This window comes from Nocardioides turkmenicus (genome assembly GCF_011045035.1).
GTDB lineage: Bacteria > Actinomycetota > Actinomycetes > Propionibacteriales > Nocardioidaceae > Nocardioides > Nocardioides turkmenicus.
Window position 1 is genome coordinate 50031 of sequence record NZ_JAALAA010000014.1, and the last position, 25237, is coordinate 75267.

The window sequence follows — 25237 nt, forward strand, 5'->3', positions numbered from 1 at the left end:
CCGGCGTCAATCGCCGGCGGTCGTTCACGAATCCAGGAGGAAGAGCTATGCGAGTTCGTATTCCCATGATGATCGCCGCGGCTGCGGGTGCCGCGGCGCTGACTGCGTCGATGGTTCCCGCATTTGCCGAGGAGGCCCCGAGCTACCAGGAGTTCGAGGCGTCCACGTACGTCGACGTCGACGGTCAGTACATCGTCAACGGCGACGAGGTCGTGTCCAACCAGGGCGACCTGCACAAGTTCTACGAGTCGATGGTCTCGACGCCGAAGCACGTCCCGAAGGACGGCCTCATCGTCAACACCGTCAGCGGCCGGGACGACAAGTGGTCGGCCTCCCAGGCGCTCAACCTGACCTACTGTGTCTCGGACAGGTTCGGCACCAACAAGGCAGGCATCGTGACCGCGATGGAGCAGGGTGCCGGCCTGTGGGAGGCGGCGAGCTCGGCGGTCGAGTTCACCTACGTCCCCGCCCAGGACGGCTCGTGCAACACCCGCAACTCCAACGTGCTCTTCTCGGTCGAGCCGGTCAGCACCTCGCAGTACATCGCGCGGGCGTTCTTTCCTTCGACCTCGAAGCGCTCGCGCAACGTGCTCATCGACGACTCGATCTTCTCGTCGGGCAACTGGGAGCCGGGTGACATCCTCGCGCACGAGCTCGGTCACGCCCTCGGGTTCCGCCACGAGCACACCCGCCCGGAGGCGGCGACCTGCTTCGAGGACAACAACTGGCGTGCGCTGACCCCGTACGACTCCTCCTCGATCATGCACTACCCGCAGTGCAACGGTGGCTCGGAGGACTTGGAGTTCCAGGCCTCCGACGCGGCCGGGATCCGGGCGCTGTACGGCTCCTGATCCTCCAGCAGCACGAAGGCGGCCCTCCCGGATTCCGGGAGGGCCGCCGTCATGTGGTCCCTAGTACGACAATCCGTGCCCGAGCGGGAAGAGATCCGGGATCTCCACCGGGAGCTTGCCGCTCGGGTTCACCTCGCCGTAGAGCACCCGCACCAGCGACTCGAGCTGGTGGGAGGTGTAGCCGTAGGTGTCGAGCACCGTCGCGGCCTCGGGGAAGGAGGTGACGTCGTAGGGGTTGCGCATCGCGGTCACGATCACCGGGACGTCGGTGGCGAGCAGCGCCTTGACCAGCTTGGTCTGGGCCACGGACGCCGGGGTCGGCTGGCCGGTCGCCGGGTTGATCTGCCAGGCGTTGTTCGTCGGCACGACCACCAGATCCTTGCCCGCGGCGGCCTCGACGGCGGCGTTGATCTGCGCGTCGGTCGGAGTGGTGCCCGACTGCAGCACCTGGGTCGTCGCTCCGCGCTTCTGGAGCCCGGCCGCGATGCCCGCCGTCGTGTCCACGCCCCAGCCCGCGACCAGGACGTTCTTCGCCCCCGGTGCCAGCGGCAGCAGGTCGTCGTCGTTCTTCACCAACGTGGTGGTGCGGTCGGAGATCGCCTGCGCGTCGGCCTTGTGCACCGGGTTGCTGAAGACCGCCGGAGCGGCAGCCACGTCGACGTACGGACTCTCGAAGATCTTGTTCTCGAGCTTGTGCTCGAGGATCCGGTAGACCGACTCGTCGAGCCGTTTGCGGGAGATGGTGCCGTCCTTGACGGCGTCGAGGACCGCTGCGTACGCCGTGTCCATCTGCGGCGGGATGAGCAGCTGGTCGGCGCCGGCGAGGAATGCCTCGACCGGGGCGACATCGGGCGGGTACGTCGCGCTCGCGCCCTGCATGTCGAGGGCGTCGGTCACGATCAGGCCGTCGAAGCCCATCTCCTCGCGGAGCAGGCCGGTGAGGATCGGCTCGGACATGGTGGCCGGCTCGCCGCTCGGGTCGATCGCGGGCACGGTGACGTGGGCCGTCATGATCGCGTCGATCCCGGCGTCGATCGCGGCCTTGAACGGCGGCAGGTCGATCGCCTCGAGCTCCTCGCGGCTGTGGGTCACCTCGGGCAGGCCGTAGTGGCTGTCGGTGCCGGTGTCTCCGTGGCCCGGGAAGTGCTTGGCGATCGAGGAGAGCTCGCCGTCGTCGAACCCGCCGACCTCGGCCTCGACGATGTCGGAGACCGCGGCCGAGTCGGCCCCGGCCGAGCGGATCCCGATCACCGGGTTGTTGGGGTTGAGGTTGACGTCGGCGACGGGCGCGTAGTCCTGGGTGACCCCGACGGCGGCCAGCTCGGTGCCGATCACCTCGGCAGAGCGGGCTGCGTCCTCGGTCGAGCCGCCGGCGCCCAGCGCCATCTGGCCGGGCATCTGGGTCGCGCCGCTGGCCGGACCGAAGCGGGCCACGAGCGCGCCGCCCTCCTGGTCGACCGCGATGTTGAGCGGTATCTTGGGCCGCTGCTGCAGCGCGGCGCGCTGGAGACCGTTGGAGAGCGTCGCCACCTGGGCCGCGTCACCGATGTTGTCGGGGCCGCGGGTGGTGAAGTAGATGACCCCGCCGGGCTGGTACTTCGCGATCGCCTGCGCCGGGGTGTCCACCCCGTAGAGCCGCTGGTTGCCGGCCTTCGCCGTGTCGCTGACGTTGTTGGCGTCGCGTCCGTAGACCTCGATCACGAAGAGCTGGCCGACCTTCTGCTGCAGCGACATGTGTCGCATCAGCGAGACGATCTGGCCGTGCTGCGTCGGAGTCTTGGCGGCGGTCGTCGTGGGCGGATCGGGCTCTGCGGCGTGCGTCGCTGCGTACGGCGTCGCAACCGCCACCGCGGCCGCGAGTCCCACAGCCGCCAACCTTCCGCGTCTGGTCAGTGTCGTTCTGCTCATGACAACCTCCCCATCTGCACCGCTGGTGTGCGGCACGGCGATTCACTCTAGGCGCTACCAACCGGTCACGGAAGAAAATTCCCGAGTCCGCACGTCTGGCCCGCCGAATCGGCACTTGTGGAGGACGAAACTCGACTTTCGGCGCCCACAACTACAGATTCGCCTGTCATTGCCACCGATTCGGCGGACGAGTTTTGCCGGATCGGTGGACAGAACGGCCTCGCAGGGCCAGGGTGATCCTTCGTGCGCATCGTTGTCGGAGCCGCAGCGGCGGCCACTCTCGCTCTCACCACCCTCACCTTCGCGCCGGCGGCGCAGGCAGTGCAGTCAGGGGGTGCGTACGACTGGACGTCTGTGAACGTCGATACGACGCAGGGATTCCGGGCGCTCGACGCCGTCGACGCGGAGACCGCGTGGGTCGGCGGCGATGGCGGGGGAGTGTTCCGTACGACCGACGGCGGCCAGACCTGGGACGAGGTCTCGCCGCCTGGAGCCGACGACCTGCTCTTCCGCGATGTCGAGGCACGCTCGGCCAGCGAGGCGGTGGTGCTCTCCATCGGCGAGGGCGAGGCGAGCCGGATCTACAAGACCGTCGACGGCGGAGCGACCTGGACCGAGACGTTCCGGTCCGCGGAGCCGACCGCCTTCTACAACTGCGTCGACTTCTGGCCCGGCGGCAAGCGCGGGATAGCGATGAGCGACCCGGTCGACGGCGAGTGGCGCATCATCACGACCTCCGACGGCGGCGACACCTGGACGATTGCGGACACGCAGGGCCTGGAGGCGCCCGGCGAGTTCGGCTACTCGGCCAGCGGGACCTGCCTGGTCACCGCGGGGGCGCGCGAGGCGTGGATCGGCGGTGGCGGTGCCGCCGCGAAGATCTACGCCACCCACGACGGTGGTCGCTCTTGGTCTGCCGCCGACTCCACGATCGCGACCGGCGAGGCCGCTGGCGTCTTCGGACTCGGCTTCCGCAACCCTCGCCAGGGGATCGCGGTCGGTGGCGACTTCGGCCTCGAGGACGACGGCGTGGACCGCGCCGCCTACTCGTCCGACGGTGGTCGCACCTGGACCAACTCCGACTCCGACCTGGGCGGATACCGCGAGGCGGTCGCCTGGATCGGCGGCCGCACCGCGATCGCCGTCGGCCCCAACGGCAGCGACATCAGCCACGACAACGGCCGCTCCTGGAAGCCGTTCGGCGCCACCCAGACCCGCTTCCACACCGTCGACTGCGCCAAGGGCACCTGCTGGGCCGCCGGTGCGGGCGGACGGGTCGGGGTGCTCGCCCGCTGAGCTCAGATCTTGAGCCCGATCGTCATCGGTCCGCTCGAGGCCATCTCGTGCTCGCCGCGCTCGATGCAGAACTCGTTGCCCTCGGGGTCGCGGAGCGCGACGAAGCCGGTCCCGTCCTCCTTGCGGTGGTCGCCGAAGACGGTGGCGCCGAGCGAGAGCGCACGCTCAACGAGCTCGTCGCGGGTGGTGTCCTCCGGCTTGATGTCGATGTGGACCCGGTTCTTCGCCGACTTCGCCTCGGGCACCGGGACGAAGAGGAACATCAGCTCCTTCGACGGGAAGCTGCGGGCGACGATCACCTCAGGGTCCTCGTCATAGAAGAGGTGCCAGCCGGTGACCGCCGACCAGAACTCCCCGAGCTTGCGAGGGTCGGCACAGTCGAAGGTGAGGTGGCGGATCTGGATAGTCATGGCCGGATCATCCACCGAAGCCGGTTCGAAGTGGAACGGGTTATTCGACGAACTCCGAGACCGTACGCGGCGTCGCCGCCGCCGTGAGGGCGACGGCCGTCTCGAGCGGCACGTCCGGGATGTCGACGTGCTCATGACCGGCCGCGGTCATCGCGGTGACCTGGGCCAGGCCGATGCGGCGGTCGAAGAACGTCTGCTTGACCCGCCAGCCGATGATGCCGTCGGTCTGCAGGGCGGTGCGCACGGCGGTGTAGGAGCCCGAGCGGACCACCAGGTAGCGGTCGGTGAGCGCGTGGCCGAGGTGCCGGTGGCGCAGTTCGGCACCGAGCAGCCCGAGGACGAGGGCGAGCGCCATCATGACGACCGGGATCCACCAGATCCAGGTGTCGCCGAAGACGCCGATCAGCACGGTCGGGACGAGCGCGATGAGCGTCCACACGACAGTGGCGACGGCCGCCCGGAACCAGTAGCGCCGGCGTGGCCGCGGCCCGTGGCCGGTGAGGGCCGCCGAGAACGCGTCCTCGCCGAGGATGTCGGTGCCGACCTCGGAGACGACCTGCTCCGGCGCCGTCGGCAGGACCGCGGGGAAGTTGTCGTCGAGCCCGGTCGTCAGCAGGTTGAGGTCGGCGCCGCCTGCCAGTCCGATCAGCGGGCCGACGGTGGAGGTGGCGCCGCGTACCTTCGCCTCTTCCACCGTCGTCGCGCGGGTGCTGGTCAGGCCGAAGCTGCGCCGCAGCGTGGTGCCTTCCCGGCCCTGCTCGCGCACGACCTGGAGATCCCACCAGCGCACCGCATAGCCCACGCACGACCCGATCGCCCACACCGCGGCCGCCCCGACGATCGCGATCGGCACGGCGATGAACAGCATGCGCCCGACTTCCTCGACCGGGACGCCGTTGATCTCGCCGTTGGTGACCCGGACACCGAAGGACTCCCACGGGATGAGGTCGGAGAACGCACCGAAGACCGCGCCCAGGCCACCCAGCGCGATCGCGAGGTTCTTGAGGTTGAGCGGGGCGTACCTGATCCAGGACCAGTCGAGCTTGGCGATGATCTCGCCTTCGGGCGAGGCCGCGACTGGCTCGATCTCTGGCGAGGAGCCTTCACTTGAGGGTACGTCGGACGCGGATGGCGCGGGGGCCGCGTGCAGGAGCTCGCGCCGCAGCCGGGCGGCCGCGTCCTTGGTCAGCGAGTCCAGGGTGATCTGGCCCTCGTCGACCCCGGTGCCGACGTTGACCTTGGTGACCCCAAGGGCACGGTGGACGAGGGTCGAGCTCAGGTCGACGCTGCGCACCCGGTCGAGCCGGGCGGTCAGGGTGGTGCGGTTGAGCAGACCCTTGCGCACCTCCAGGTGTGTCGGCGTCACCCGATAGGTCGTGGTCAGCCACGGGACCAGACCGGCCAGGGCGGCGACAACCGCGATGCCGGCCGCGACCAGCAGACCGATGAAAACGTTCGCCTGGCCGGCGCCGAAGGCACCGATCGCGGCCGGGATGATCGCCTGGCGCAGCGTCGAGAGCGGGCTGACGACCGCGGTCCAGCCGGCCAGCCGCTGCCATTCCGCGTCTGGAACGGCAGGGGCCTCAGGAACTTCAGGGACCTCGGGTGTGCTCACGTCGCGTCCTCAGGCGTCGCGGCGGTGATCGCCACCAGCTTCGCGACGACTTCGAGCGCCAGCGCGTCGTCGAGGCAGGCGATCTGGACGATGCCCGCCGAGGAGGCGGTGGAGACCTTGACCGTACGCAGCCCGAACTGCCGCATCAGCGGCCCCTGGGTGGAGTCGACCGTCTGCACCCGGGAGAGCGGCACGACCTCGTCGACGACGGTGAGCCACCCGTGGCGTACGTGGACGGCGATGTCGGTCACCTCCCACCGGTGGATCCGGAACCGGATCGAGGGCACGAAGGTCAGCCCCGGCACGGGCGCAAGCACGAAGACCACCGCGGCGAGCCACAGGATCCAGGTCCAGAAGCCCTCCGGGACGAGTACCGCCGCCACGATCGCACCCACCGCGAGGGCCAGCCAGATCACGGCGCCGATCGCCTCAGCCGTACGCCAGTAGGCCGGTGCGCGCTCGGAGACCTGATGTGCGGGTTCGCGCAGTCGCTGTGGTGCGTCGGGGGCGTTCACGGGCGCGAGCCTATTGGGTGGGGTCCCTTTGCCGTCGGAAATCGTGGTCGGCGATTACGCACCAGGGTGTCGTCGTCGACGTGCACCACCCCGTCCGCGTTTCGGTCGTGGTCGGCGTACGACCCTAGGATTGTCGATCGTGGCACTCACCATCGGCATCGTGGGACTTCCCAACGCGGGCAAGTCGACCCTCTTCAACGCTCTGACCAAGAACGACGTACTCGCGGCGAACTACCCCTTCGCCACCATCGAGCCCAACGTCGGCGTCGTCGGGGTGCCCGACGAGCGGCTGCCAGAGCTGGCGAAGATCTACGGGTCCCAGAAGCTGCTGCCGGCCACGGTGCAGTTCGTCGACATCGCCGGCATCGTGCGCGGCGCGAGTCAGGGTGAGGGGCTGGGCAACAAGTTCCTCTCCCACATCCGCGAGTCCGACGCGATCTGCCAGGTCACGCGGGTGTTCCGTGATGACGACGTCACCCACGTCGACGGCAAGGTCGAGCCGGCCAACGACATCTCCACCATCCAGACCGAGCTGATCCTCGCCGACCTGGAGACGGTCGAGAAGGCGATCCCGCGGCTGGAGAAGGAGTCGCGCAAGGCTCCTGACCTCAAGGCCAACCTCGCCGCTGCGGTCGAGGCCAAGGAGGCCCTTGAGGCCGGCACCCCGATCATCGCCACGAAGATCGACCGAGCCCTGATCCGCGACCTGATGCTGCTCACCGCGAAGCCCTACATCTTCGTCTTCAACTGCGACTCCGACGAGCTCGCCGACGAGGCTTTGAAGGACTCGATGCGCGAGCTCGTCGCCCCTGCCGAGGCGATCTTCCTGGACGCGAAGTTCGAGTCCGAGCTCGTCGAGCTCGACGAGGACGAGGCCCGCGAGTTCCTGGCCGACGCCGGCGTCGAGGAGCCCGGCCTGGACATCCTGGCCCGCGTCGGCTTCGACACCCTCGGCCTGCAGACCTACCTCACCGCCGGCCCCAAGGAGGTCCGCGCGTGGGAGATCCCCAAGGGCGCCACCGCCCCCGAGGCCGCCGGTGTCATCCACACCGACTTCCAGAAGGGCTTCATCAAGGCCGAGATCGTCTCCTACGACGACCTCATCGCCGCCGGCTCCGTAGCCAAGGCCCGCGACCTTGGCAAGGTCCGCATGGAGGGCAAGGACTACGTCATGGCTGACGGCGACGTGGTGGAGTTTCGTTTTTCGCTTTAACCTCTGGCGGTTATTGGCGCTCTTCGACATCACCTGGTCTCGCGGCCGATGGGGAAACTGGGGACGTAGCGCCGCTCGCACACCACAGCCCCCGGCCGAACTCGTTCGGTCAGGGGCTGTGGTGCAGGTGCAGGCATCGCTCAGCTGGCGATCCAGCCTCCGTCGACGTGGAGGGTGTCTCCGTTGATGTAGGCGGCTCCGGTGCTGGCGAGGAAGTGGATGGCGGCAGCGACTTCCGCGGGCTGCCCGCCGCGTCGCGCGGGGACCACCGTGTCGACGTAGCTCGCGTTTGCGGCGTTGTTGTCGCCATCGGTGGGAGGGGTCATGTCACCGAGGATTTCCTGCGAGGTGGCCAGGATCGAGGTCTCGATCACACCGGGGGCGACGGTGTTGGCGGTGATTCCGTACTGGCCGAGGTCGACGGCGAGGCGTCGGGTCATTCCTTCGAGCCCGGCCTTCGCGGCGTCGTAGGAGAGGCCGTCGGGCGACGTGCGGGTAGCGGCGATGGAGCTGATGGTGACGATGCGGCCGGACTTCTGGCGGACCATGGCCTCGGACGCGGGCTTGATGAGGTTGAACGCGCCGGTGAGGTTGACGGCGATGATGCGGTCCCAGAGCTCGTAGGTGGTCTCCTGAATGCCTGCGAGACCGTCGAACACGCCTGCGTTGCTGACGAGCACGTCGATGGATCCGTACTCCTTCTCGATGCCTTCGATGGCGGTGCGAACCTTCGGGGCGTCGACGACGTCGACGACGTGGGTCGTGACGAGGTCGAGGTTCGCAGCAACGGAGGCGAGTCGCTTCTCAGACAGGTCGAACAGGTGCACGCGGTCGCCGCTGGCGGCGAAGGCCTCGGCGACGGCTGCCCCGATTCCGCTGCCTGCGCCGGTGATGATGACGTTGCGGGGCTCGGTGGTCATGGGTTTCTCCTTCTGGGATGGGTTGGTCTTGATCGGGTTGGTCAAGGATTCAGGTAGCGCCCGGTGATGCTGCGCTGGTTGGCGGCAACCTGTTCCGGCGTGCCGGTGGCGACGATGCGTCCGCCAGCCTCTCCGCCTCCGGGGCCGAGGTCGACGATGTAGTCGGCGTTGGCGATCATGTCGAGGTCGTGCTCGATGATTACGACCGTGGCTCCGTTGTCGATCAGGCGCTGCAGCACTCGCAGCAGCACCTGCACGTCGAGGGGGTGGAGCCCGATGGAGGGCTCGTCGAGCACGAAGAGGCTGTCGTGCTGATCGCGGTCGATGTCGGAGGCGAGCTTCAGCCTCTGCGCCTCCCCGCCGGACAGCGCCGTGGTGGATTCGCCGAGCGTCAGGTAGCCGAGCCCGAGCTCGTCGAGCAGCTGGAGGCGCTGGCGCACCTTCTTGAGGTCGCCGAGAGCAGGAATCGCTTCGGAGACCGTGAGCCGAAGCGCCTCGGGGAGACTGAGCGCTTCGCCCGTGTCGGGGCGGGGCCGGGTGATCCCGAGCGCGTCGGAGGCGTAGCGGGAGCCTTCGCACGCCGGACAGACGATGTCGACATCGGGGAGGAACTGGATGTCCAGCGAGATCTGACCGGTCCCGTCGCATTCCGTGCACCGGAGCTTCCCGGTGTTGTAGGAGAAGTCGCCGGTCTTGAATCCACGTTCTTTCGACGCCGGGAGCGCTGCATAGACCCGGCGCAGCTGATCGAGAACTCCGCTGTAGGTGCCGATGGTTGAGCGGATGTTCGTGCCGATGGGGGTCGAATCGACGACGTGGACCTTCTCGATACGGCCTCGGTCGATTGCAGCGACGTGTCCTGGCAGGGGAGTGTTCGATGCGTCCGCGCGCAATGCGGGGACGAGGCTGTCGAGCACGAGGGTGCTCTTGCCTGATCCAGACACTCCGGTGACTGCCGTCAGCCGGCCCTTCGGGATGTCGAGTCCAAGCGCGTGCACCGTGTGCAGCGGCGCCGTCTCGAGATGCACCTTCCCGGAGGAGAACACCTCCTCTGTCGATGCCCGGGGGCGCACGATGCCGGGAACCGTGGCCTCGATGAAGGGCGCGATCCGAGAGCGGGGCTCCGTCACGAGGTCTGAAAGCGGGCCGGAGGCGATGACCTGTCCGCCATGCCGCCCGGAGCCCGGCCCGATCTCGATCATCCACTCGGCGTCGCGCAGGACCTGGACGTCGTGGTCGACGACGACGACGGAGTTGCCGTCGGCGAGAAGGCCGCGGACGACCTCGAGCAGCCCTTCGATGTTCGAGGGGTGCAGGCCGATGGACGGCTCGTCGAGGACGTAGAGCACGCCCGTCGCGCGGCTCCTCACTGCTCGGGAGAGCTGCACCCGCTGTCGCTCACCCGTCGACAGCGTCGAGGCGGCGCGGTCGAGCGCGAGGTAGCCGAGGCCGAGTTTCTGCAGCATCCGGGCGATGCCCGTCAGGCTCGAAACGATGCTCTCCGCCATCGACGTCATCGTGCTCGGCACCTTCGCCGGGAGCGCGCCTGCCCAGGCAGACAGGTCGTCCAGAGGCATCGCGGACGCCTCGTCGATCCTCAGGCCGTCGACAAGCGTGGAGCGGGCGCGGTCGTTCAACCGGGTCCCCTGACAGGCCGGGCAGGTGTGGGTGTTCAGGAATCGCTCTAGCCGGTCGAGGCTCTTCTCGGAGTCTGCCTTCTTCAGGGACTCGGTGATGGCGACCCGAGCATTGCGGTACGTCAGGTTGACGTCGAAGACCTTGCCGTTCTTCGAACGGAAAGGAATCGTCCGGGTCTCGGGAGGGCCGTCGAACACGATGCGTCGTTCGTTCTCCGTCAGCTCGGAGAAGGGCACATCGACACGGACCCCGAGTGCTTCGGCGACCTGTGCGTTGCCGAGGAGTCCGAACCCGGCCCACGCGGCGACCGCGCCGTCCTCGATGCTCTTCGACTCGTCTGGCACGAGCGACGCGTCGTCGACCTCCCGCACGAAGCCCGTTCCCTGGCAGTTCTCGCACGCCCCTGCGCTGTTGAAGGCGAAGTCCTCGGCCTCCGGTGGATCGAAGGACGCATGGCACACGGAGCACGTCAGCTGAGCGCCGACGGCGACCTTGATGTCGGGGTCGTGCCGATGCCCGTTCGGGCACTGATGCGCGCCGAGACGGGAATAGATCAGCCGCAGGCCGTTGAGCAGCTCCGTCGAGGTCCCGAACGTCGACCGGATCCCGGCGAAGCCAGGGCGCTGACGCAGAGCGAGCGCAGCGGGAACGTGCTCGACCGAGTCGACGGACGGACGAGCGGCCTGGCTCATCCGTCGTCGGGTGTAGCTCGACAGCGCCTCGAGGTACCGGCTGGAGCCCTCCGCATACAGCACACCGAGAGCGAGGGACGACTTGCCAGAGCCGGAGACGCCGGAGATCGACACAAGTTTGTTGAGCGGTACGGACACGTCGACGTTCTTGAGGTTGTGCACGCGAGCTCCGCGCACCTCGATCGCAACCGGGGCGTCTGAGGTCACGGAGGTCATGAATCCTCGCCTTCAGGTCCTGGGCCCTCGAGCCCGCGCAGGACAGCAGCTACCTGAGGCCGGATGTCGTCGGCAGTCAGTCGGACCTTCTCGACGCCGTCCTGCAGCAGCCAGCCGTCGATGAGAGCGACGACGGTGCGAGCCGACTCGCGCGACATGTTGACCGCCAGAGCTGCTCGCCATCGGTCGTGCCACTCGCTGGCCAACGCAGCCACCTCGGCGTGCCCGAACCCGTACACCACCATCTCGTAGTCGAGCGCCTGGTAGAAGGAGCTCACCTTCTCCTCGCCCGCGACGATCGAGGTGATCGCTTCGACCAGTTGCCGCCGAGACATGGGTCGTGCCAGATCTTCCGTCGGCGTCACCCGTGTCGTCGACAGGTGGCGGAACATCTCCACCACCAGGTTCTCCGCCGTCGGGTAGTAGTACGTCACCGATCCCAAGGGGACTCCGGCCTGCGCAGCCACCCGCCGGTGATTCACGCGCCGCGTGCCTTCCTCGGAGGCTACCTCCAGCGCCGCATCCAAGATCCGCAGCTTCCGGCCTGGGTCGTTCGGAACCCGTCGTGTACTCATGTCACCACCTCAAGTGCGAACAACTGTACACAGATCTGCGAACAGATATCCACACTCCGGCCGACGAGATGTCCAGACAGGCGTCGGGTGCCGGCAGGGTGGCGCAGCTGTGGGTGACGGCGGTTCGCGTCGCGGTGCGCGAGAGTCCGCGCGGCGAGCATGGCTGCCGGTCGTGCCAGATGGCGTTCAGTGGGCGCGTTTGGCCACTTCCAGGCCAACGCCGCGGAGTGCGTCGAGAACATTGATGCACGCCGCGACCGGGATCTGCCGCAGTAGGCTGGCCCTCAGATCCGGCCGCTGGCCTAACCGTCTGCGATGTGCGTCTAGAGGTTGGTATGTGCGGTGACGTGGTGGAGTTCAGGTTCAACGTCTGAGCCACGCCCCGGACCGGTCGCCGGGGTGGCATGCTGAGCAACCCGTACGTCAGATGCACTCATCCCAACACTGGAGGTTCCATGCCCAAGGCTTACTGGGTCAGCGCCTATCGCACCATTTCAGACCCTGAGAAGCTGGCCGCTTACAACAAGCTTGCCCCGCTGGCCGTCAAGGCCGGGGGCGGTCGGGTCCTCAGCCGTGGCAGTCGGGTCGTGGCGCACGACGCCGGAATCGCCGAGCGCACCGTCCTGATCGAGTTCGACAGCTTCGAGCAGGCCGTCGCCGCGCACGAGAGCGCGGCCTACCAGGAGGCGCTGGCCGCCCTCTCCGACGGCGTCGAGCGGGACTTCCGCATAGTCGAAGGCCTCGACTGACCGAAGTCCAGGATCTTCAAGTGCCACGAATCGAGCTCAGTACCGAGATCCCGGCGGCGCCGGAACGGTGTTTCGAGCTGAGCCTGTCTGTGGACGCGCACCAGTCGTCGATGTCGGACTCGGGGGAGCGCGCCATCGCCGGTGTCACTTCCGGCGCGATGCGTCTGGATGACTCGGTGACCTGGAGAGCCCGCCATTTCGGGATTCCGTTCACGATGACCTCGGTGATCGTTCAGTACGACGCTCCGCACCGTTTCGTGGACGAGCAGGAATCGGGCCCGTTTCGGCGGTGGTGGCATGAGCACCGATTCGAACCAGTCGCCGGCGGCACGCTGATGACGGACGTCGTCGAGTTCGAGTCGCCTGCCGGGTCGGTCGGGCGGTTGGTGAACGCCCTCGTGCTGACTCGGTACATGACGAAGCTGCTGGAGCAACGGAACGCGTGGTTGGTCGACGCTCTCTCTGCGCCTGTGGTCTGATGGCTCTCGTGGCGCGAGCACTCGTCTCCCCGTGCTGATGCAGCAGCGACGTGGGAGTCCCGAAGTCACCCGGTGACCTCAGGGCTCCCACGTTGCTTGCGAGTCAAGGTCGCGGCACCTTCTGCTTCTGCTTGGACCCGGGACGATCTGGCCGTCGATGGCCAGCTCAGAGGCGTACTCGTCCATGTCGTGGAGTTCCGCGTCAACGTCTGCAGCCGCCTGCTGGCCACCGCTAGGCTCGGCTGAGGTCTCGGCTGACGGAGTGGAGTTGCGATGGTTGGCCAGGTTGAGGTGATGTGGATCGTCGGGCTTGTGGCGCTGTGGTGGGTGCCGACGATCGTCGCGCTGGTGCTGATCGTCCGCAGTATCTCTGCCCGGGGACGCATGAGTGGGCTGGACGTCCTCGACATCGTGATGGTGCTGGTCTTCAGCTGGGCAGGTGCCTTGGTCTACTTCCTCATCGCGTTCCTGCGTCACCGACAGGAGTCCCGAGCCGTGGTCGCGGTGTCGCCTGCGATCGTGGAGACCGAGACGACCTTGAACGGGGTCGATGAGGCGTACGCGCTGGCCTGGGCCGAAGCGCGTACGGCAGCCGACGACGACCTGATCGACGTGCTCCGCCAGGCAGGACTCGGGCCGAGTTGGACCGAGCCTGGCCGGCCGCGGGCGGATCTGCTGCTCGCCATCTGGCGGGCGGGCGCTACCCCGCGATCCGCCTCGAGACAGCTTCGCGAAGCACTCGGCGCACGGTCTGGCGCTTGACCCTGGTGGGGACCAGGAGAAGTCTGGAGAGATGACTAACCGTGCGATCGATGACTCGCGTTCGCTGCTGACTCTCGGCCGGGTGGACTCGGTGCGGGTCCAGGTCGGCTATCGGGCCAGCCCGGACGAGCAGGTGGATCGGCAGTACTTGCTCGACCTGTCGGTCCCAGAGCCGGACGGCGGGGGAGGCGAGGATGTCCTCGACGAGCGGGGCATCCTCGCCGCACTGGAGCCAGTCTTGTACGCCGGGGCCGACGCGCGGCGGCACTACTCGCTGCACCAGCACCGATGGCACACCAGTTGGGGCGCCAGTCCGGGCGCCCTCGAGATCGGGCTGCTGGTGAACACCGGGCCCCGGACCACGGCCGTCTCGGAGGCGTCGTACGACGGTGTGTCCCGCGCCTTTCGTGACGTGATGGAGGTGGTCGGCCAGCCGGAGCGGACGCCGATTTCGCGGGAGTCGGCGGTCCAGCGCACCCGGCGCGCGGCCGCGACGGCGTACGCCGTGGACCCGGACGCCCTGTCGCTCCGCGCGGAGGAGCACCACCTGGCCGACGACTCCTGGACGCTCACCTTGCGCTCCACCGCGGGGGATGAGTACGACGTAGTGGTCGGCTTCGTCGAGGGGTACGCCGGTTCGGTGTCGGTGCGGCACGCACACCGGATCGAGGCGTCCGACTCCCTCGGGCCCGAGTGACCCGGAGCCATGAAGTCGCCGCGACGGCACCCGCCACCTGTCGTACCCCAAAGCTCGGACCGGACGTAGGACCGGGCTTCGGCTCGGATGAGTCGTAGGGGCAGCATCTCCGCAGTCCTCCGCGGTCAGGTGTGGGTGCCGACGTTGATCACCCGCCCGGACGAGTCGCGGTAGAAGAATCGGCGCACGCCCCACTCTTCCGTGGACAGGGGGTGCACGATCTCAACGCCCGCAGTCACTGCCGCGGCGTGGGCAGCTTCGACATCGTCGACGAAGATCGAGACGTCCAGGTTGACCGACGCCGTTACGTCAGTGGTCATCAATCCGATCTGGTGGCCGGCGTCGTCGGCAAGGAAGGCAATCCACCCCATGTTCATGACCACCCGCATGCCGAGCACGCCGGTGTGCTCGGTGATGGCGGTCGCGAGATCATCGACGGTCAGGATCGGGGCGATGCGCTCGATCTCCATGCAACAATCCGATCATATTCAGCGGCCTCGGTTCGAAACGTTGGCCAGCGACAGAACGGTGGAGTTCCGCTTCAACGACTGAGCGCCTCGGCAGCGCGAATGTGCGGATAGGCCGGGTCGCGGCCCTGGAAGCTCAGGATGCTCGGGTTGCTGATCACGCCGTGATCGATCTCGACCGCCCGGGAGACGGTCAGGTCGGTCGCCCAAGCGGTCGGCCCCTCCATGACCGTGCGCAGGAACGGCAGCAGCGCCTCGCTGATCACCCAGGTGGCCGAGTTCCACAGGTACGACGGGGTGTGGTCGACCGCGTAGTAGTTGACGCCGTTGCCGACCGTGAACATCGGCTCGTCGAACGTGGTGGGCTTCGCCCACTCGAACCCCATCCCCTCGTCGCACGAGACGTCGACGATGAGGCTCCCTGGGGCGAACCCCGCCAGGTCCTCGGTCCGCAGATAGGTCAACGGTGCGGCGACGTCCTGGAGCGTGCAGTTGACGACGATGTCGTGCGATGCCAGGAACTCGGGGAGCAGGACGTTGCCGTCCTTCGTGAGCACCTCGCTGAGGTGGGTCTCGCCGTCGCCGGTGTGGAGTTGGGCGATGTGAGCGCCGTGGATCGGGGAGCCGACCGCCGCGGCGCCGCGCTGGGTGAGGACCTGGATGTCGTGGATGCCTTGCGCCGTGAGCGCAGTCACCGCACCCCGTGCCGTCGCCCCGAACCCGATGACGACTGCGCTGCGACGAGGCCCGTACATGCCCGTGGATCCGGTGAGGCTCAGGGCGTGGAGCACCGAGCAATAGCCGGCGAGCTCGTTGTTCTTGTGGAACACATGCAGGCTGAAGTCACCGCGGCTGCTCCAGTGGTTCATCGTCTCGAATGCGATGAGCGTGAGCCGGCGGTCGATCGCCGTCTGCGTCAGGGCGGGGTCCTGCACGCAGTGCGGCCATCCCCACAGCACGCGGCCCTCGGGGATCGCGGCCACGTCGGCCATCTGCGGCTTCGGAAGCAGCAGCACGTCAGCCGTCTCGATCACCGTGGAGCGATCCGCGACTCTGCCGACCCGCGACTCGACGTAGCCGGGCTCCAGCTGGAAGTCAGCGCCGTAGCCACGCTCGACGATCATCCGCGCACGGAGATCCGGGTCGATCAGATCGAGGTGATGAGGATGGATCGGCAGCCGGTGCTCGTTCTCCATCGAGGAGGCGGCGAGCATCCCGAGCGTGAGCAGTGTGCTGCTCGACGAACTGGGGACGGTGGAGGGTGGAACAGCGCCGGACATCCGGACTCCCATCATTGGGGAACCAGGGTCAGCTCCTGCCTCGATCGTACGCGCACCCTGTCAGGCCGACGCGATCGTCAACGACGCGCAACGGAGCCGCAGCTAGACCGACGGCAGCAGCGCCCGGGTCAGCTTGTTCATGCTTGTCCGCGCGGAGTCGGTCGCCGTGGGGCCGAGCGCAACCAGGGCAACGATCAGCGCCGCCACCTCGTCGGGTTCGAGCGAGATGGGGTCCAGCTTCGACCGCACATCCAAGAGATAGCCGCCGCCCGGACCCCGCTGGACGCGGATGGGGATGCCGCTCGCGCGCATCCGGGCGATATCGCGCTCGACGGTCCGTGCGGTCACCTCGAGAGCTTGGGCCAAGGCGAGTGCCGACTTCGGTACGCCGCGCTGCCATCGCAGTTGCTCGATGAGAGCGTGCTGCCGCTCGATCCGACGGAGGGTCAGATGCGGATCGGCCGATCTGGAGAACGCCACAACCCGACCCTAATGCCGACGCCAGCCTGTCGGCCTCACCCGCACGACGGGGCACGAAGCGATGCATGCGGTGCCGCTCAAGAAGTACGTCGTCACCACCGACGATGCCGAGCTGACCGCCAGCATGCAGCGAGGCTACGCAGCGCAGTTCGGTGCAAGCGTCGTGACCGAGATCGCCAGCGCGCACCTACCCATGATCACCAACTCTGCCGAGGTGATCGCCGCAGCGCAGGACCTCGCCGAGAGCCACCCAGCAGTTTGAGCCGCCGCGGGAGGCAACCGATGCGTCCGCGCAGAATCAGATGCTCCGCACCGGTTCGTGGACGAGCAGGAGCCAGGTCCGTTTCGGCGGTGTTGGCATGAGCACCGACTCGAAGCGGACGCCGGCGGTACGTCGATGACGGATGTCGTGGAGTTCGATTCACCGGCTGGATCGGCCGGGCGGTTGGTCAACGCCCTCGTGCTGACTCGGTACATGACGAAGCTGTTGAAGCAACGGAACGCCTGGCTGGTGGACGCGCAGTTCAAGGCCGCGGCACCTTTTGGACCTCCTCGGACCCCGGGAAGACCCTGCCGTCGATGAGCAGTTCGGCGGTGTACTCGTTCATGTCTTCGGGGACCTCGAACGGGGCATATCCGGCTCCATCGATCTCGTAGACCTTCAGGTCCTTGGTGTAGCCGTCTGAGGTGATGCGTACTGCGGTGACGTCGGGGTGAACGGCGTAGACCCAGACGAACGAGTCGCCGACCTCAGCGCCAGAATCGTTGAAGAGCGCCGGATTCTTCAGATAGCGGGAAGTGTCGTTGACGAGGCCGCACTCCGTTTCGGCGTACTCGCCGTACTCATGGCCGGTGGTGTTCCACTCGCTCCCGAGCAGGTTCTTCTTCTCCTCGACCAGTTCCACCCCGGTGACGGGCCGGCCGCACTCGTCGGTTCGGTCGGACTCCCTCAGCAGGTAGCGGCTGCCGTCCACGCTTCCGCGCATGACGATGTCCTGCGGAGGAATCGTGTCGACGTACTCCGGTCCCTCACGGAGGATCGCAGCTCCCGCACCGGCCGCCAGCACCACGGGGATGGCCACCGCGCCGAGGCCGACCAGGATCCGCCGCCTGCGGTGCGGCTTGCGCGAATTGTCGGCCCGGGTCGTGGTGAACTCGTCCTCGGTGAGCGTGTCGGCAACGGTGTGCAGGGTGTGGCGCAGGAGCAGTCCGAGGCTCTCCGGGGTCTTGGCGTCGTTCATGCGAGTGCCTTTCGGAGCTTGTCGAGCGCGCGTCGGTGGTCCGAGCGGACGGTTGCTGCGGGGCGGTCGAGGATGTCTGCGATCTCAGCGAGGGGAAGGTCCTCGTAGTAGTGGAGGACGACGACGGCGCGTTGCACCCACGGCAACCGCGCTATCTGTGTCCATGTCTCGTCGACCTCCTGCGGGAGTGCCACAGGTGGTCGTTCCGCCGGTCTGGCAAGGCGACGTAGATGTCGCCGCTGGCCATCCTTGACGAGATTGACCACGGCCCTCTTGAGGTACGGCAGCGGAGTCTCGATCTGGTCCCAGCGCTCGTGCGCCGACGTGAACACGGACTGGACCACGTCCTCGCTCACCTCGTGGGAGCCGGACATCAGGTATGCCAGTCGAAGGAGCGCGATCCGATGCTCGCGATACGTCTCCTCGAACCCCACCTTGGGCGCCGGCCCTTCCGTTGTCATCACACCCTTCAGTTGTTCCAGTGGCCCCAAACGTTGCACCCGGACCGCGCCGGCTGGTGGTGGCTACAGCCAGGGTCGCCGTCCGGGTCCGGTCGGGTGGGTGCCGGTGACGCCCATGACGGCGGAGTACAGGCTGGTCTCGGCGGTGATGAAGAGGCGGTTGCGCTTGGCGCTGCCCCAGGAGATGTTCGAGACGGCTTCGGGGACGTTCAGGCGGCCGATGAGGGTGCCGTCGGGGTCGTAGCAGTGCACGCCGTCGTTCATCGCGGCGACCCAGAGGCGGCCGCCGTCGTCGAAGCGGAGGTTGTCGAAGCGGGCGTCGTTGCGGGCACCGGCCTCGGCGAAGACCGCGCCCTCGGAGAGGGTGTCGTCCTCGCGTACGTCGAAGCGCCAGATCTTGCCGGCGCGGGTGTCGGAGACGAAGAGCTGGCGCTCGTCGGGGGAGAAGACCAGCCCGTTCGGAGCGCCGAAGCAGTCCGCGACCAGGCGTACGTCGTCGGTGGCGGGGTCGATGCGGTAGACGTTGTTGGAGCCGATCTCGCTCTCGGCGCGGTAGCCCTCGTAGTCGCTGGTGATGCCGAAGTCGGGGTCGGAGAACCAGATCGAGCCGTCGGACTTCACGGTCGCGTCGTTGGGGCTGTTCAGGCGCTTGCCCTGCCAGCGCTCGGCCAGGACGGTGATCGTGCCGTCGTGCTCGGTCCTGGTGACCCGGCGGTTGCCCTGCTCGCAGGTGATCAGCCGGCCCTCGCGGTCGAGGGTGTTGCCGTTGGTGTGTCCGGCGGCTCGGCGGAAGACGCTGACGTTCCCGGTCTCCTCGTCCCAGCGCAGCATCCGGTCGTTGGGGATGTCGCTCCAGACCACCTGGCGCCAGGCTGGGATGTAGATCGGCCCCTCGGCCCAGCGGCACCCGGTGAACAGGACCTCCAGCGCCTCATCACCGTTCATGCACCGTCCGGTGCGGAACCGTTCGTCGAGCATCTCGTACAGGCTGGGGCGCTCACCGCTCATCGAACCTGCTCCTCTTCGTCAGCTGCACCGAACGTGAATCGGCTACAACCCAAGACTGCAAGACGAGGTACGGTGGTGGCAAGACATTTCCGAACGGAGCTGCTGTGGATCAGATAGATCGCGAGCTGCTGGCCGAGCTCCAGCGCGACGCCACCCAGTCCTACGCCGCGCTCGGCCAGGCCGTCGGCCTCTCCGCCGGCGCGGCTCACGAGCGCGTCCGCAAGCTGCGCGAGGCCGGCGTCATCCGGCGCACCAGCGCCGAGGTGGATCCGACTGCCGTCGGCAGCGGCGTCCTGGCGTACGTCATGGTCGAGTCGACGTCCTGGATGGGGGACTCGGCGCAGGCGTTCGCCTCGCTGCCGGAGATCGTGGAGGCGCACATCATCGCGGGCAGCGCCTCGGTGCTGGTGAAGGTCCGGACCTCGACCACCGAGCAGCTGCAGGACGTGCTGCGCCGGATCTACGCCATCGACGGGGTCAGCGGGACGCAGGCGACGGTCGTCCTGGAGACCTTCTTCGAGCGCCCGCTCTCACCGCTGGCCCCGGGCCCGGCGTGAGGTCAGGCGGGCACCTTGTCCAGGAACCCGCGTACGTCGCGGATCCGCTGGTCCGCGTCGACCACGACGACGTCGAAGCCGATGATGAGCGGCTCCTCGCCGGCCGGGCCCAGACCCCACTGGAAGCGGGCCTGCTGGTGATGGGCGTCGACCTCGCCGACCTGGGTGAACACGAAGCCCGGGAACTGGGCGTGTACGGCCCGGATGGTCGCGCCGACCGCCTCGCGGCCCTGGACCTCGGCGAGCGGGTCGACGTAGACGCAGTCGTCGGACCAGTGCTCGGCGAGCAGGTCGGTGAGCTCCTCGCCGGTGGTGTTCCAGGTGTCCAGGTAGCGCGTCACGATGTCGGTCATGGTGTCTTCCTTCGTTCGATGGGGATCGTGGAAGAAGGTTCGCCGCCGGCAGGTGCATCGGTCGATAACCTCTGAGGTCATGGCCGCCGCGAGGCGGGCTTGGCTAGCCTCGGGCCGTGATCTCAACCGCGACGTCACCGTCAGCATCCGTCGGGAGCGAGCTTCGTCGCTGGCGCGAGCTGCGCTCGCTGAGTCAGCTCGCGCTCGCCACCCAGGCCGAGGTGAGCACCCGGCACGTGAGCTACGTCGAGAACGGCCGCTCCCGGCCGACGCCGGAGATGATCGTCCGGCTGGCCGAGGTCCTGCGGGTGCCGATGGCCGAGCAGAACCGGCTCCTGCTGGCCGGCGGGTTCGCCCCTCGCTACCCGCACCGTGCCACCGACGACGACGCGCTCGCGCCGGTGATGGCCGGGCTTCGCAGCCTGCTCGACGCCCATGCGCCGTACCCGGCTCTCCTCCTCGACGACCACTGGGACATCGTCGATGCCAACGCGCCGGTCGACGCGCTGATCGAGGGCTGCGACCCCCGTCTGCTCGAGCCGCCGCTGAACGTGATCCGGCTCTGCCTGCACCCGCGTGGGGTCGCGCCGCGCATCCGCAATCTCCCCGTCTGGCGGGCCCACCTGCTTCATCAGCTCGGTCGGCGGATCACCCACACCGGCGGCGACCCGGTTCTGGTCGCGCTCCGGGACGAGGTCAGCGCCTACGCCTCCGAGGATGAGCCGTCCGCCCGGCCGCTGGCCGATCCGGTCGTTCCGCTGGAGATCGAGATGGGCGGCGACGCGCTCCGCTTCTTCAGCGTCGCCAGCCAGGTCGAGAGTGCCGCTGACGTGACCATCAACGGCCTCCATCTGGAGACCTTCGTCCCCGCCGACGACCGCACGCGGCGGCTGCTCAGCCCTTGACCAGTCGCATCGTCTGGTGCGACAGCACCCGGCTCACCGCGGGCAGCCGGGAGATCGTCCCGAGGACGAGCGCTTCGTACGCCTCGGGGTCGGCGACCTGGACACGCAGGTAGTAGTCGGGCTGACCGAGCATGCGGCGCATCTCGGTGACCTCGGGGATGGCAACGGCGGCGGTCTCGAAGTCCTCGATCGTCTTGCCGTCGTTGACGGCGATGTCGATCGCGACGATGACCTCGAACCCGCGCCCGCCGCTCTTCGGGTCGATGCGCGCGTGGTAGCCCTTGATCACGCCCTCGCTCTCCAGGCGCTGCACGCGGCGCAGGCACGGAGCCGGGGTGAGGCCGACACGTCGGGCCAGCTCGGCGTTGCTCAGCCGGGCGTCCTCCTCGAGCTCGGCAATGATTGCTCGATCCAGGTCGTCGATCGAATGATCGTTGCGCACAGCCGCACTTTAGCAGTGCCAACGGGCAACCCAAGGACGTCTGAACTTTCCTACGCTTGCGGATATGCAGGTCATGGAGACGGAGACGGCGGGCGCGGAGCCCGCCGGGACCCACGAGGAGGTCCTCGCCGGGTGGCGGGCGGTGCTGCCCGCGTGTGTCGCGGTGGTGCCGTTGGGGCTCGCTCTCGGCGTGCTCGTGGTCCACTCCGGGCTCGCCTGGTGGTGGGCCCCGGTGCTCGGCGCGATCGTGTTCGCGGGCACCATGGAGTTTCTCCTGGTCGGCCTGCTGGCCGCGGCGGCGCCGCTGGCGCAGATCGCCGTCAGCGCCCTGCTGGTGAACTTCCGCCACGTCTTCTACGCGATCTCGTTCCCGCTGCACCGGGTGCACGGCGCCGGCTGGAAGGCCTACAGCACCTTTGCGCTCACCGACGAGGCCTATGCGCTCACCGTCACGCCCGAGTCGGCCGGATGGTCGCGCGCGAGGATCATCGCCATCCAGGCGTTCTTCCACGCGGCCTGGGTGATCTGCGTGGCCGCCGGCGCAGGGCTCGGCTCGCTCATCCCGCCGCAGGTCGTCGGTCTCGAGTTCGCGGTGACCGCGCTGTTCGTGGTGCTCGGGCTCGAGGCGTACAAGGTACGTCGGTCGCTGCCGATCCCGGTGCTGGCGCTGGGCTGCGCGATCGTCGCCGCCCTGATCTCGCGGGAGAACATGCTGCTGATCGCGATGGGGATGTTCGTCGCAGCGATCGTCGCGTCGTACGTCCTCACCGCCCGGAGGCGCCGCCGTGTCTGACCCCTGGTACGTCCTGTCCGCCATCGCCGTCTCCGCGGCCGTCACCTGGGCGCTCCGCGCGGCCCCGTTCGCCATGCTGGCCCCGTTGCGGCACAGCGCGCTGATGGCCCACATCGGTGAGCGGATGCCCGTCGGGATGATGGTCATCCTCGCCGTCTACACGCTCCGCGACACCGATCCCGTCGCGCTCGCGTCCGCCGGTGCGGCCGTCCTGGCCCTAGCGCTCACCATCGGCCTGCACCTGTGGCGAGGCAGCATGACGCTGAGCATCTTCGCCGGCACCGCCGCGTACGTCCTGGTCACCTCGGTCATCGCGGCCTGAGCCGCTCCTCGCTCAGGCGGTCGGCGCCGCAGGGCTCTGCTCGCCGAGCTTCGTCAGCCATTCGACGAGGAGCTGGGTCTCGGCCCTGCCCAGGACGTCCGGGTGGGCGGCCGCGATCTCGACAGCGGCGGCGAGCGGGTTGCGCGGCTGGGCTCCGGTGCCGGTGATGGCGGCGATCGTGCCCTCGCGGACGGCTGCTGAGAGCTCGGGGTCGGCGGCTGCCAGGACGATCTGCCGAAGCGTGACGCCGACGTTGGTGACGAGGACGTGGGCTGCCGCCTGCTCCGGCGCCACCACGAGGCGTCCCTGGTCCGCCGCCCGGGTGGTGAGGGCGAGGAGGATCTCGCTGGGGCGTGACTGGGCCGCGGGGGAGTAGCCGGGGCGTACCTTGCCGTACATCAGGGTGTAGAACCCCGGGTTCGCCAGGCCGAAGGCGACGTGGGCGTCCCAGCCTGCGCGGATGTCCTGGATCGGGTCGCCGGACGACTCCATCGCGGCCTTCTCACCGAGGTAGAGGTCGAAGCCGCGCTCCACGACGGCGTCGATCAGGCCCTGCTTGGAGCCGAAGAAGTGATACAGCGTCGGCATCTTGACCCCGACCGCGTCGCAGACCGCGCGCAGCGAGAAGTCCTCGCCGGGTGCTGCCGCGATGAGGTCGGCGGCCGCGTCGATCAGCCGCACCCGTGTATCGCTTGTTGCCGTCCCTGTCATAGTGCTACATTACCGGATGTAGCAGTGCTATATGAATCAATATCAGTGATACAGGGGAGAGATACATGACTGAGCACACGCTCGCGGGCAAGAACGTCCTCATCGCCGGGGGAGCGAAGAACCTGGGCGGCCTGATCGCCCGGCAGGCGGCCGAGGCGGGCGCGAACGTCGCGATCCACTTCAACTCCGAGTCGACCCGCGCCGATGCCGAGCGCACGCTCGCCGCCGTCGAGGCGGCGGGGAGCAAGGCCGTCGTCCTTCAGGGCGACCTGACCGTGCCGGCCAACGTGGCCCGTCTGTTCGCCGACGCCGAGGCCGCGCTCGGCACCATCGACGTCGCCGTGAACACCGTCGGCAAGGTGCTGCGCAAGCCGATCGCGGAGACCACCGAGGACGAGTACGACTCGATGTTCGACATCAACGCCAAGGCCGCGTACTTCTTCATCCAAGAGGCCGGCAAGAACCTCGCCGACGGCGGCAAGATCATCACCATCGTGACCTCGCTGCTCGGCGCCTTCACCGACGGCTACTCCACCTACGCCGGCGGCAAGAGCCCGGTCGAGCACTTCACCCGGGCCGCGGCCAAGGAGTTCGCGAGCCGTGGGATCTCCGTCTCGGCCGTCGCTCCCGGCCCGATGGACACCCCGTTCTTCTACGGTCAGGAGACCCCGGAGCGCGTCGAGTTCCACAAGTCGCAGGCGATGGGCAACCAGCTGACCAAGATCGAGGACATCGCCCCGATCGTACGATTCCTGGCATCGGAGGGCTGGTGGATCACCGGCCAGACGATCTTCGCCAACGGCGGCTACACCACTCGCTGAGAAGGAGTGCACCATGACAGACCAGACGATTCCTGAACCGGTCGCGGCGTTCGTCGAAGCGGTCAACCGGCACGACGAGTCGGCTTTCCTCGATGCCTTCACCCAGGACGGTGCCGTCGACGACTGGGGTCGCGTCTTCACCGGACGCGAGCAGATCAAGGGGTGGAGCGACAACGAGTTCATCGGTGCTCACGGCACCCTCGCGGTCGAGGAGGTCGAGGTCGCCGGCGGGGCGGTCACTGTCATCGGCGACTGGCGCTCCACCCACGCCAACGGCCGCTCGCGGTTCGTCTTCGACGTCGAGGGCGACCTGATCAAGCGGATGACCATCCGCGAAGGCTGAGATCGTGGTGTGGGATCGGGCTACCGTGACGACATGACCGTAGAGAACGAGGCCAGGAAGTCACGCCAGCGAGGCGACGGGCGCAACAGGTTCGAGCGCTTCGTCGAGGTGGTCAACTCGGTGGTGAGCCGGGCGCCGTTCTTCTACGTCATCATCGGTGTCCTGCTGCTGTGGGCGTTCAGCTTTCCCTTCTGGTCCTCGAGCACCAAGTGGGAGCTGGCCGTCCACACCGGCTCGTCGGTGCTCTCGCTGCTGTTGCTGGTTCTGCTCCAGAACGCCGGGCGGCGCTCGGAGGAGGCTTCGCACGAGAAGCTCAACGTCATCGCCTCGGCCCTCTCCGACCTCATGGAGTCGCGGGCTCGCGACGACGAGGACCTCACCGAGTCGGTGCGCATCCTGCGCGAGGCCGTGGGCCTGGAGGAGCGCCACTGAGCGTCTGACGTATGTCGTCGAGCGTCACGGCCATGGCTGAACGCCCGGGCGTCGCGGTCGAATGGAGGCATCCACCCAACGAAGG

At 68.1% G+C, this 25237-nt stretch carries 31 protein-coding genes; 15 read left to right on the forward strand and 16 right to left on the reverse strand.

Translation table 11 applies throughout. The features are described from left to right. Window positions 1–47: 47 nt before the first annotated feature. Entirely contained in the window at window positions 48–851 is an 804-nt protein-coding gene (locus G5C66_RS16790; RefSeq protein WP_165112112.1) for a M57 family metalloprotease, read from the forward strand. Between the two features lie 60 nt (window positions 852–911). On the opposite strand, the gene G5C66_RS16795 is transcribed toward G5C66_RS16790, so the two are convergent. Next, entirely contained in the window at window positions 912–2717 is a 1806-nt protein-coding gene (locus tag G5C66_RS16795; RefSeq protein WP_338144207.1) for a glycoside hydrolase family 3 protein, read from the reverse strand. A gap of 285 nt (window positions 2718–3002) precedes the next feature. Here G5C66_RS16795 and G5C66_RS16800 point away from each other — a divergent pair, with 285 nt between their 5' ends. Further along, a complete protein-coding gene (locus G5C66_RS16800; protein WP_206444205.1) occupies window positions 3003–4055 on the forward strand; it encodes a WD40/YVTN/BNR-like repeat-containing protein in 1053 nt (350 codons plus the stop codon). Between the two features lie 2 nt (window positions 4056–4057). Here G5C66_RS16800 and G5C66_RS16805 read toward each other — a convergent pair whose 3' ends face one another. From G5C66_RS16805 to G5C66_RS16815, 3 genes are read right to left on the reverse strand one after another with little or no spacing between them, the layout of a single operon-like run. Next, window positions 4058–4465: a VOC family protein gene (locus G5C66_RS16805; protein WP_165112114.1), complete on the reverse strand. Its 408-nt coding sequence runs from the start codon at window positions 4463–4465 to the stop codon at window positions 4058–4060. 40 nt (window positions 4466–4505) lie between these two features. Further along, entirely contained in the window at window positions 4506–6080 is a 1575-nt protein-coding gene (locus G5C66_RS16810; RefSeq protein ID WP_165112115.1) for a PH domain-containing protein, read from the reverse strand. Further along, window positions 6077–6595, reverse strand: coding sequence for a PH domain-containing protein (locus G5C66_RS16815; protein ID WP_165112116.1), 519 nt, complete (start codon window positions 6593–6595; stop codon window positions 6077–6079). The genes G5C66_RS16810 and G5C66_RS16815 overlap by 4 nt, the downstream gene beginning before the upstream one ends. A gap of 139 nt (window positions 6596–6734) precedes the next feature. On the opposite strand from G5C66_RS16815, the gene ychF reads away from it, so the two are divergent. Further along, window positions 6735–7808: a redox-regulated ATPase YchF gene (gene ychF, locus G5C66_RS16820; protein ID WP_165112117.1), complete on the forward strand. Its 1074-nt coding sequence runs from the start codon at window positions 6735–6737 to the stop codon at window positions 7806–7808. 140 nt (window positions 7809–7948) lie between these two features. Here the strand turns inward: ychF and G5C66_RS16825 are convergent, their stop codons facing one another. The 3 genes from G5C66_RS16825 to G5C66_RS16835 are packed head-to-tail and all read right to left on the reverse strand — an operon-like array spanning window position 7949 to window position 11801. Continuing rightward, window positions 7949–8728 (reverse strand): SDR family NAD(P)-dependent oxidoreductase, encoded by a 780-nt coding sequence (locus G5C66_RS16825; protein ID WP_165112118.1) that lies wholly within the window; start codon window positions 8726–8728, stop codon window positions 7949–7951. 41 nt (window positions 8729–8769) lie between these two features. After that, window positions 8770–11274, reverse strand: a complete 2505-nt coding sequence (locus G5C66_RS16830; protein ID WP_165112119.1) for an excinuclease ABC subunit UvrA — start codon at window positions 11272–11274, stop codon at window positions 8770–8772. Further along, entirely contained in the window at window positions 11271–11801 is a 531-nt protein-coding gene (locus tag G5C66_RS16835; protein WP_165112120.1) for a TetR/AcrR family transcriptional regulator, read from the reverse strand. The genes G5C66_RS16830 and G5C66_RS16835 overlap by 4 nt, the downstream gene beginning before the upstream one ends. 503 nt (window positions 11802–12304) lie before the next feature. On the opposite strand from G5C66_RS16835, the gene G5C66_RS16840 reads away from it, so the two are divergent. The 4 genes from G5C66_RS16840 (at window position 12305) to G5C66_RS16855 (ending at window position 14536) form a co-directional block, all read left to right on the forward strand. Further along, window positions 12305–12598, forward strand: coding sequence for a DUF1330 domain-containing protein (locus G5C66_RS16840; RefSeq protein WP_165112121.1), 294 nt, complete (start codon window positions 12305–12307; stop codon window positions 12596–12598). Between the two features lie 20 nt (window positions 12599–12618). Further along, window positions 12619–13077: an SRPBCC family protein gene (locus tag G5C66_RS16845; protein WP_165112122.1), complete on the forward strand. Its 459-nt coding sequence runs from the start codon at window positions 12619–12621 to the stop codon at window positions 13075–13077. Window positions 13078–13350: 273 nt separating this feature from the next. Further along, the gene (locus tag G5C66_RS16850) at window positions 13351–13839 is read left to right on the forward strand and encodes a hypothetical protein (protein WP_165112123.1); all 489 of its coding nucleotides are present in this window, start codon (window positions 13351–13353) and stop codon (window positions 13837–13839) included. Between the two features lie 31 nt (window positions 13840–13870). Continuing rightward, entirely contained in the window at window positions 13871–14536 is a 666-nt protein-coding gene (locus G5C66_RS16855; protein WP_165112124.1) for a hypothetical protein, read from the forward strand. A gap of 125 nt (window positions 14537–14661) precedes the next feature. Here the strand turns inward: G5C66_RS16855 and G5C66_RS16860 are convergent, their stop codons facing one another. The 3 genes from G5C66_RS16860 to G5C66_RS16870 form a co-directional block, all read right to left on the reverse strand. Then, window positions 14662–15006 carry a VOC family protein gene (locus G5C66_RS16860; RefSeq protein ID WP_165112125.1) on the reverse strand — a complete coding sequence of 115 codons (345 nt, stop codon included), beginning with the start codon at window positions 15004–15006 and terminating at the stop codon, window positions 14662–14664. 71 nt (window positions 15007–15077) lie between these two features. After that, entirely contained in the window at window positions 15078–16283 is a 1206-nt protein-coding gene (locus G5C66_RS16865; RefSeq protein WP_165112126.1) for a N(5)-(carboxyethyl)ornithine synthase, read from the reverse strand. A 102-nt stretch (window positions 16284–16385) separates the two neighbouring features. Beyond that, window positions 16386–16763, reverse strand: coding sequence for an HTH domain-containing protein (locus G5C66_RS16870; protein WP_206444207.1), 378 nt, complete (start codon window positions 16761–16763; stop codon window positions 16386–16388). Window positions 16764–16833: 70 nt separating this feature from the next. Here G5C66_RS16870 and G5C66_RS16875 point away from each other — a divergent pair, with 70 nt between their 5' ends. Further along, window positions 16834–17025: a hypothetical protein gene (locus G5C66_RS16875; RefSeq protein WP_165112127.1), complete on the forward strand. Its 192-nt coding sequence runs from the start codon at window positions 16834–16836 to the stop codon at window positions 17023–17025. Between the two features lie 262 nt (window positions 17026–17287). On the opposite strand, the gene G5C66_RS16880 is transcribed toward G5C66_RS16875, so the two are convergent. The 3 genes from G5C66_RS16880 to G5C66_RS16890 form a co-directional block, all read right to left on the reverse strand. Further along, a complete protein-coding gene (locus G5C66_RS16880; protein WP_165112128.1) occupies window positions 17288–18004 on the reverse strand; it encodes a hypothetical protein in 717 nt (238 codons plus the stop codon). Further along, entirely contained in the window at window positions 18001–18465 is a 465-nt protein-coding gene (locus G5C66_RS16885) for a sigma-70 family RNA polymerase sigma factor (protein WP_165112129.1), read from the reverse strand. The genes G5C66_RS16880 and G5C66_RS16885 overlap by 4 nt, the downstream gene beginning before the upstream one ends. A 63-nt stretch (window positions 18466–18528) precedes the next feature. Then, window positions 18529–19473 carry an SMP-30/gluconolactonase/LRE family protein gene (locus tag G5C66_RS16890; protein WP_165112130.1) on the reverse strand — a complete coding sequence of 315 codons (945 nt, stop codon included), beginning with the start codon at window positions 19471–19473 and terminating at the stop codon, window positions 18529–18531. A gap of 104 nt (window positions 19474–19577) precedes the next feature. Here G5C66_RS16890 and G5C66_RS16895 point away from each other — a divergent pair, with 104 nt between their 5' ends. Further along, on the forward strand, window positions 19578–20030 hold the full coding sequence (locus G5C66_RS16895) for an AsnC family transcriptional regulator (RefSeq protein WP_165112131.1): 453 nt from the start codon (window positions 19578–19580) through the stop codon (window positions 20028–20030). A 2-nt stretch (window positions 20031–20032) separates the two neighbouring features. On the opposite strand, the gene G5C66_RS16900 is transcribed toward G5C66_RS16895, so the two are convergent. Beyond that, window positions 20033–20383, reverse strand: coding sequence for a nuclear transport factor 2 family protein (locus G5C66_RS16900; RefSeq protein WP_165112132.1), 351 nt, complete (start codon window positions 20381–20383; stop codon window positions 20033–20035). A 116-nt stretch (window positions 20384–20499) separates the two neighbouring features. On the opposite strand from G5C66_RS16900, the gene G5C66_RS26895 reads away from it, so the two are divergent. Beyond that, the gene (locus G5C66_RS26895; protein ID WP_338144208.1) at window positions 20500–21288 is read left to right on the forward strand and encodes a helix-turn-helix domain-containing protein; all 789 of its coding nucleotides are present in this window, start codon (window positions 20500–20502) and stop codon (window positions 21286–21288) included. Here G5C66_RS26895 and G5C66_RS16910 read toward each other — a convergent pair. Beyond that, a complete protein-coding gene (locus G5C66_RS16910; RefSeq protein WP_165112133.1) occupies window positions 21278–21730 on the reverse strand; it encodes a winged helix-turn-helix transcriptional regulator in 453 nt (150 codons plus the stop codon). The two genes, G5C66_RS26895 and G5C66_RS16910, sit on opposite strands and share 11 nt — an antisense overlap. 64 nt (window positions 21731–21794) lie before the next feature. Between G5C66_RS16910 and G5C66_RS16915 the strand changes: the two genes are divergently transcribed. Both G5C66_RS16915 and G5C66_RS16920 read left to right on the forward strand, forming a co-directional pair. Continuing rightward, the gene (locus tag G5C66_RS16915) at window positions 21795–22523 is read left to right on the forward strand and encodes an AzlC family ABC transporter permease (RefSeq protein ID WP_165112134.1); all 729 of its coding nucleotides are present in this window, start codon (window positions 21795–21797) and stop codon (window positions 22521–22523) included. Next, window positions 22516–22845: an AzlD domain-containing protein gene (locus G5C66_RS16920; protein ID WP_165112135.1), complete on the forward strand. Its 330-nt coding sequence runs from the start codon at window positions 22516–22518 to the stop codon at window positions 22843–22845. Before G5C66_RS16915 ends, G5C66_RS16920 begins: the two co-directional genes overlap by 8 nt. A gap of 12 nt (window positions 22846–22857) precedes the next feature. Here G5C66_RS16920 and G5C66_RS16925 read toward each other — a convergent pair whose 3' ends face one another. After that, window positions 22858–23556 (reverse strand): TetR/AcrR family transcriptional regulator, encoded by a 699-nt coding sequence (locus G5C66_RS16925; protein ID WP_165112136.1) that lies wholly within the window; start codon window positions 23554–23556, stop codon window positions 22858–22860. Between the two features lie 65 nt (window positions 23557–23621). Between G5C66_RS16925 and G5C66_RS16930 the strand changes: the two genes are divergently transcribed. Genes G5C66_RS16930 through G5C66_RS16940 form a run of 3 tightly spaced genes read left to right on the forward strand, consistent with a single transcriptional unit; the run spans window position 23622 to window position 25152 of the window. Continuing rightward, entirely contained in the window at window positions 23622–24377 is a 756-nt protein-coding gene (locus G5C66_RS16930) for an SDR family oxidoreductase (RefSeq protein ID WP_165112137.1), read from the forward strand. A 13-nt stretch (window positions 24378–24390) separates the two neighbouring features. Continuing rightward, window positions 24391–24720, forward strand: a complete 330-nt coding sequence (locus G5C66_RS16935) for a nuclear transport factor 2 family protein (RefSeq protein WP_165112138.1) — start codon at window positions 24391–24393, stop codon at window positions 24718–24720. Window positions 24721–24753: 33 nt separating this feature from the next. After that, the gene (locus G5C66_RS16940) at window positions 24754–25152 is read left to right on the forward strand and encodes a low affinity iron permease family protein (RefSeq protein ID WP_165112139.1); all 399 of its coding nucleotides are present in this window, start codon (window positions 24754–24756) and stop codon (window positions 25150–25152) included. Window positions 25153–25237: the final 85 nt, after the last annotated feature.

Excerpts from the sequence above, each read along its gene's own strand:
- G5C66_RS16940 (WP_165112139.1), top strand. The coding sequence starts at position 24,754 with ATGACCGTAGAGAACGAGGCCAGGAAGTCACGCCAGCGAGGCGACGGG.
- G5C66_RS16925 (WP_165112136.1), bottom strand. The coding sequence starts at position 23,556 with ATGACAGGGACGGCAACAAGCGATACACGGGTGCGGCTGATCGACGCG.
- G5C66_RS16865 (WP_165112126.1), bottom strand. The coding sequence starts at position 16,283 with ATGTCCGGCGCTGTTCCACCCTCCACCGTCCCCAGTTCGTCGAGCAGC.
- G5C66_RS16880 (WP_165112128.1), bottom strand. The coding sequence starts at position 18,004 with ATGAACGACGCCAAGACCCCGGAGAGCCTCGGACTGCTCCTGCGCCAC.
- G5C66_RS16840 (WP_165112121.1), top strand. The coding sequence starts at position 12,305 with ATGCCCAAGGCTTACTGGGTCAGCGCCTATCGCACCATTTCAGACCCT.
- G5C66_RS16855 (WP_165112124.1), top strand. The coding sequence starts at position 13,871 with ATGACTAACCGTGCGATCGATGACTCGCGTTCGCTGCTGACTCTCGGC.
- G5C66_RS16885 (WP_165112129.1), bottom strand. The coding sequence starts at position 18,465 with ATGACAACGGAAGGGCCGGCGCCCAAGGTGGGGTTCGAGGAGACGTAT.
- G5C66_RS16930 (WP_165112137.1), top strand. The coding sequence starts at position 23,622 with ATGACTGAGCACACGCTCGCGGGCAAGAACGTCCTCATCGCCGGGGGA.
- G5C66_RS16830 (WP_165112119.1), bottom strand. The coding sequence starts at position 11,274 with ATGACCTCCGTGACCTCAGACGCCCCGGTTGCGATCGAGGTGCGCGGA.
- G5C66_RS16825 (WP_165112118.1), bottom strand. The coding sequence starts at position 8,728 with ATGACCACCGAGCCCCGCAACGTCATCATCACCGGCGCAGGCAGCGGA.
- G5C66_RS16890 (WP_165112130.1), bottom strand. The coding sequence starts at position 19,473 with ATGAGCGGTGAGCGCCCCAGCCTGTACGAGATGCTCGACGAACGGTTC.
- G5C66_RS16860 (WP_165112125.1), bottom strand. The coding sequence starts at position 15,006 with ATGGAGATCGAGCGCATCGCCCCGATCCTGACCGTCGATGATCTCGCG.
- G5C66_RS16790 (WP_165112112.1), top strand. The coding sequence starts at position 48 with ATGCGAGTTCGTATTCCCATGATGATCGCCGCGGCTGCGGGTGCCGCG.
- G5C66_RS16850 (WP_165112123.1), top strand. The coding sequence starts at position 13,351 with ATGGTTGGCCAGGTTGAGGTGATGTGGATCGTCGGGCTTGTGGCGCTG.
- G5C66_RS16805 (WP_165112114.1), bottom strand. The coding sequence starts at position 4,465 with ATGACTATCCAGATCCGCCACCTCACCTTCGACTGTGCCGACCCTCGC.
- G5C66_RS16915 (WP_165112134.1), top strand. The coding sequence starts at position 21,795 with ATGCAGGTCATGGAGACGGAGACGGCGGGCGCGGAGCCCGCCGGGACC.
- G5C66_RS16935 (WP_165112138.1), top strand. The coding sequence starts at position 24,391 with ATGACAGACCAGACGATTCCTGAACCGGTCGCGGCGTTCGTCGAAGCG.
- G5C66_RS16900 (WP_165112132.1), bottom strand. The coding sequence starts at position 20,383 with ATGACCGACATCGTGACGCGCTACCTGGACACCTGGAACACCACCGGC.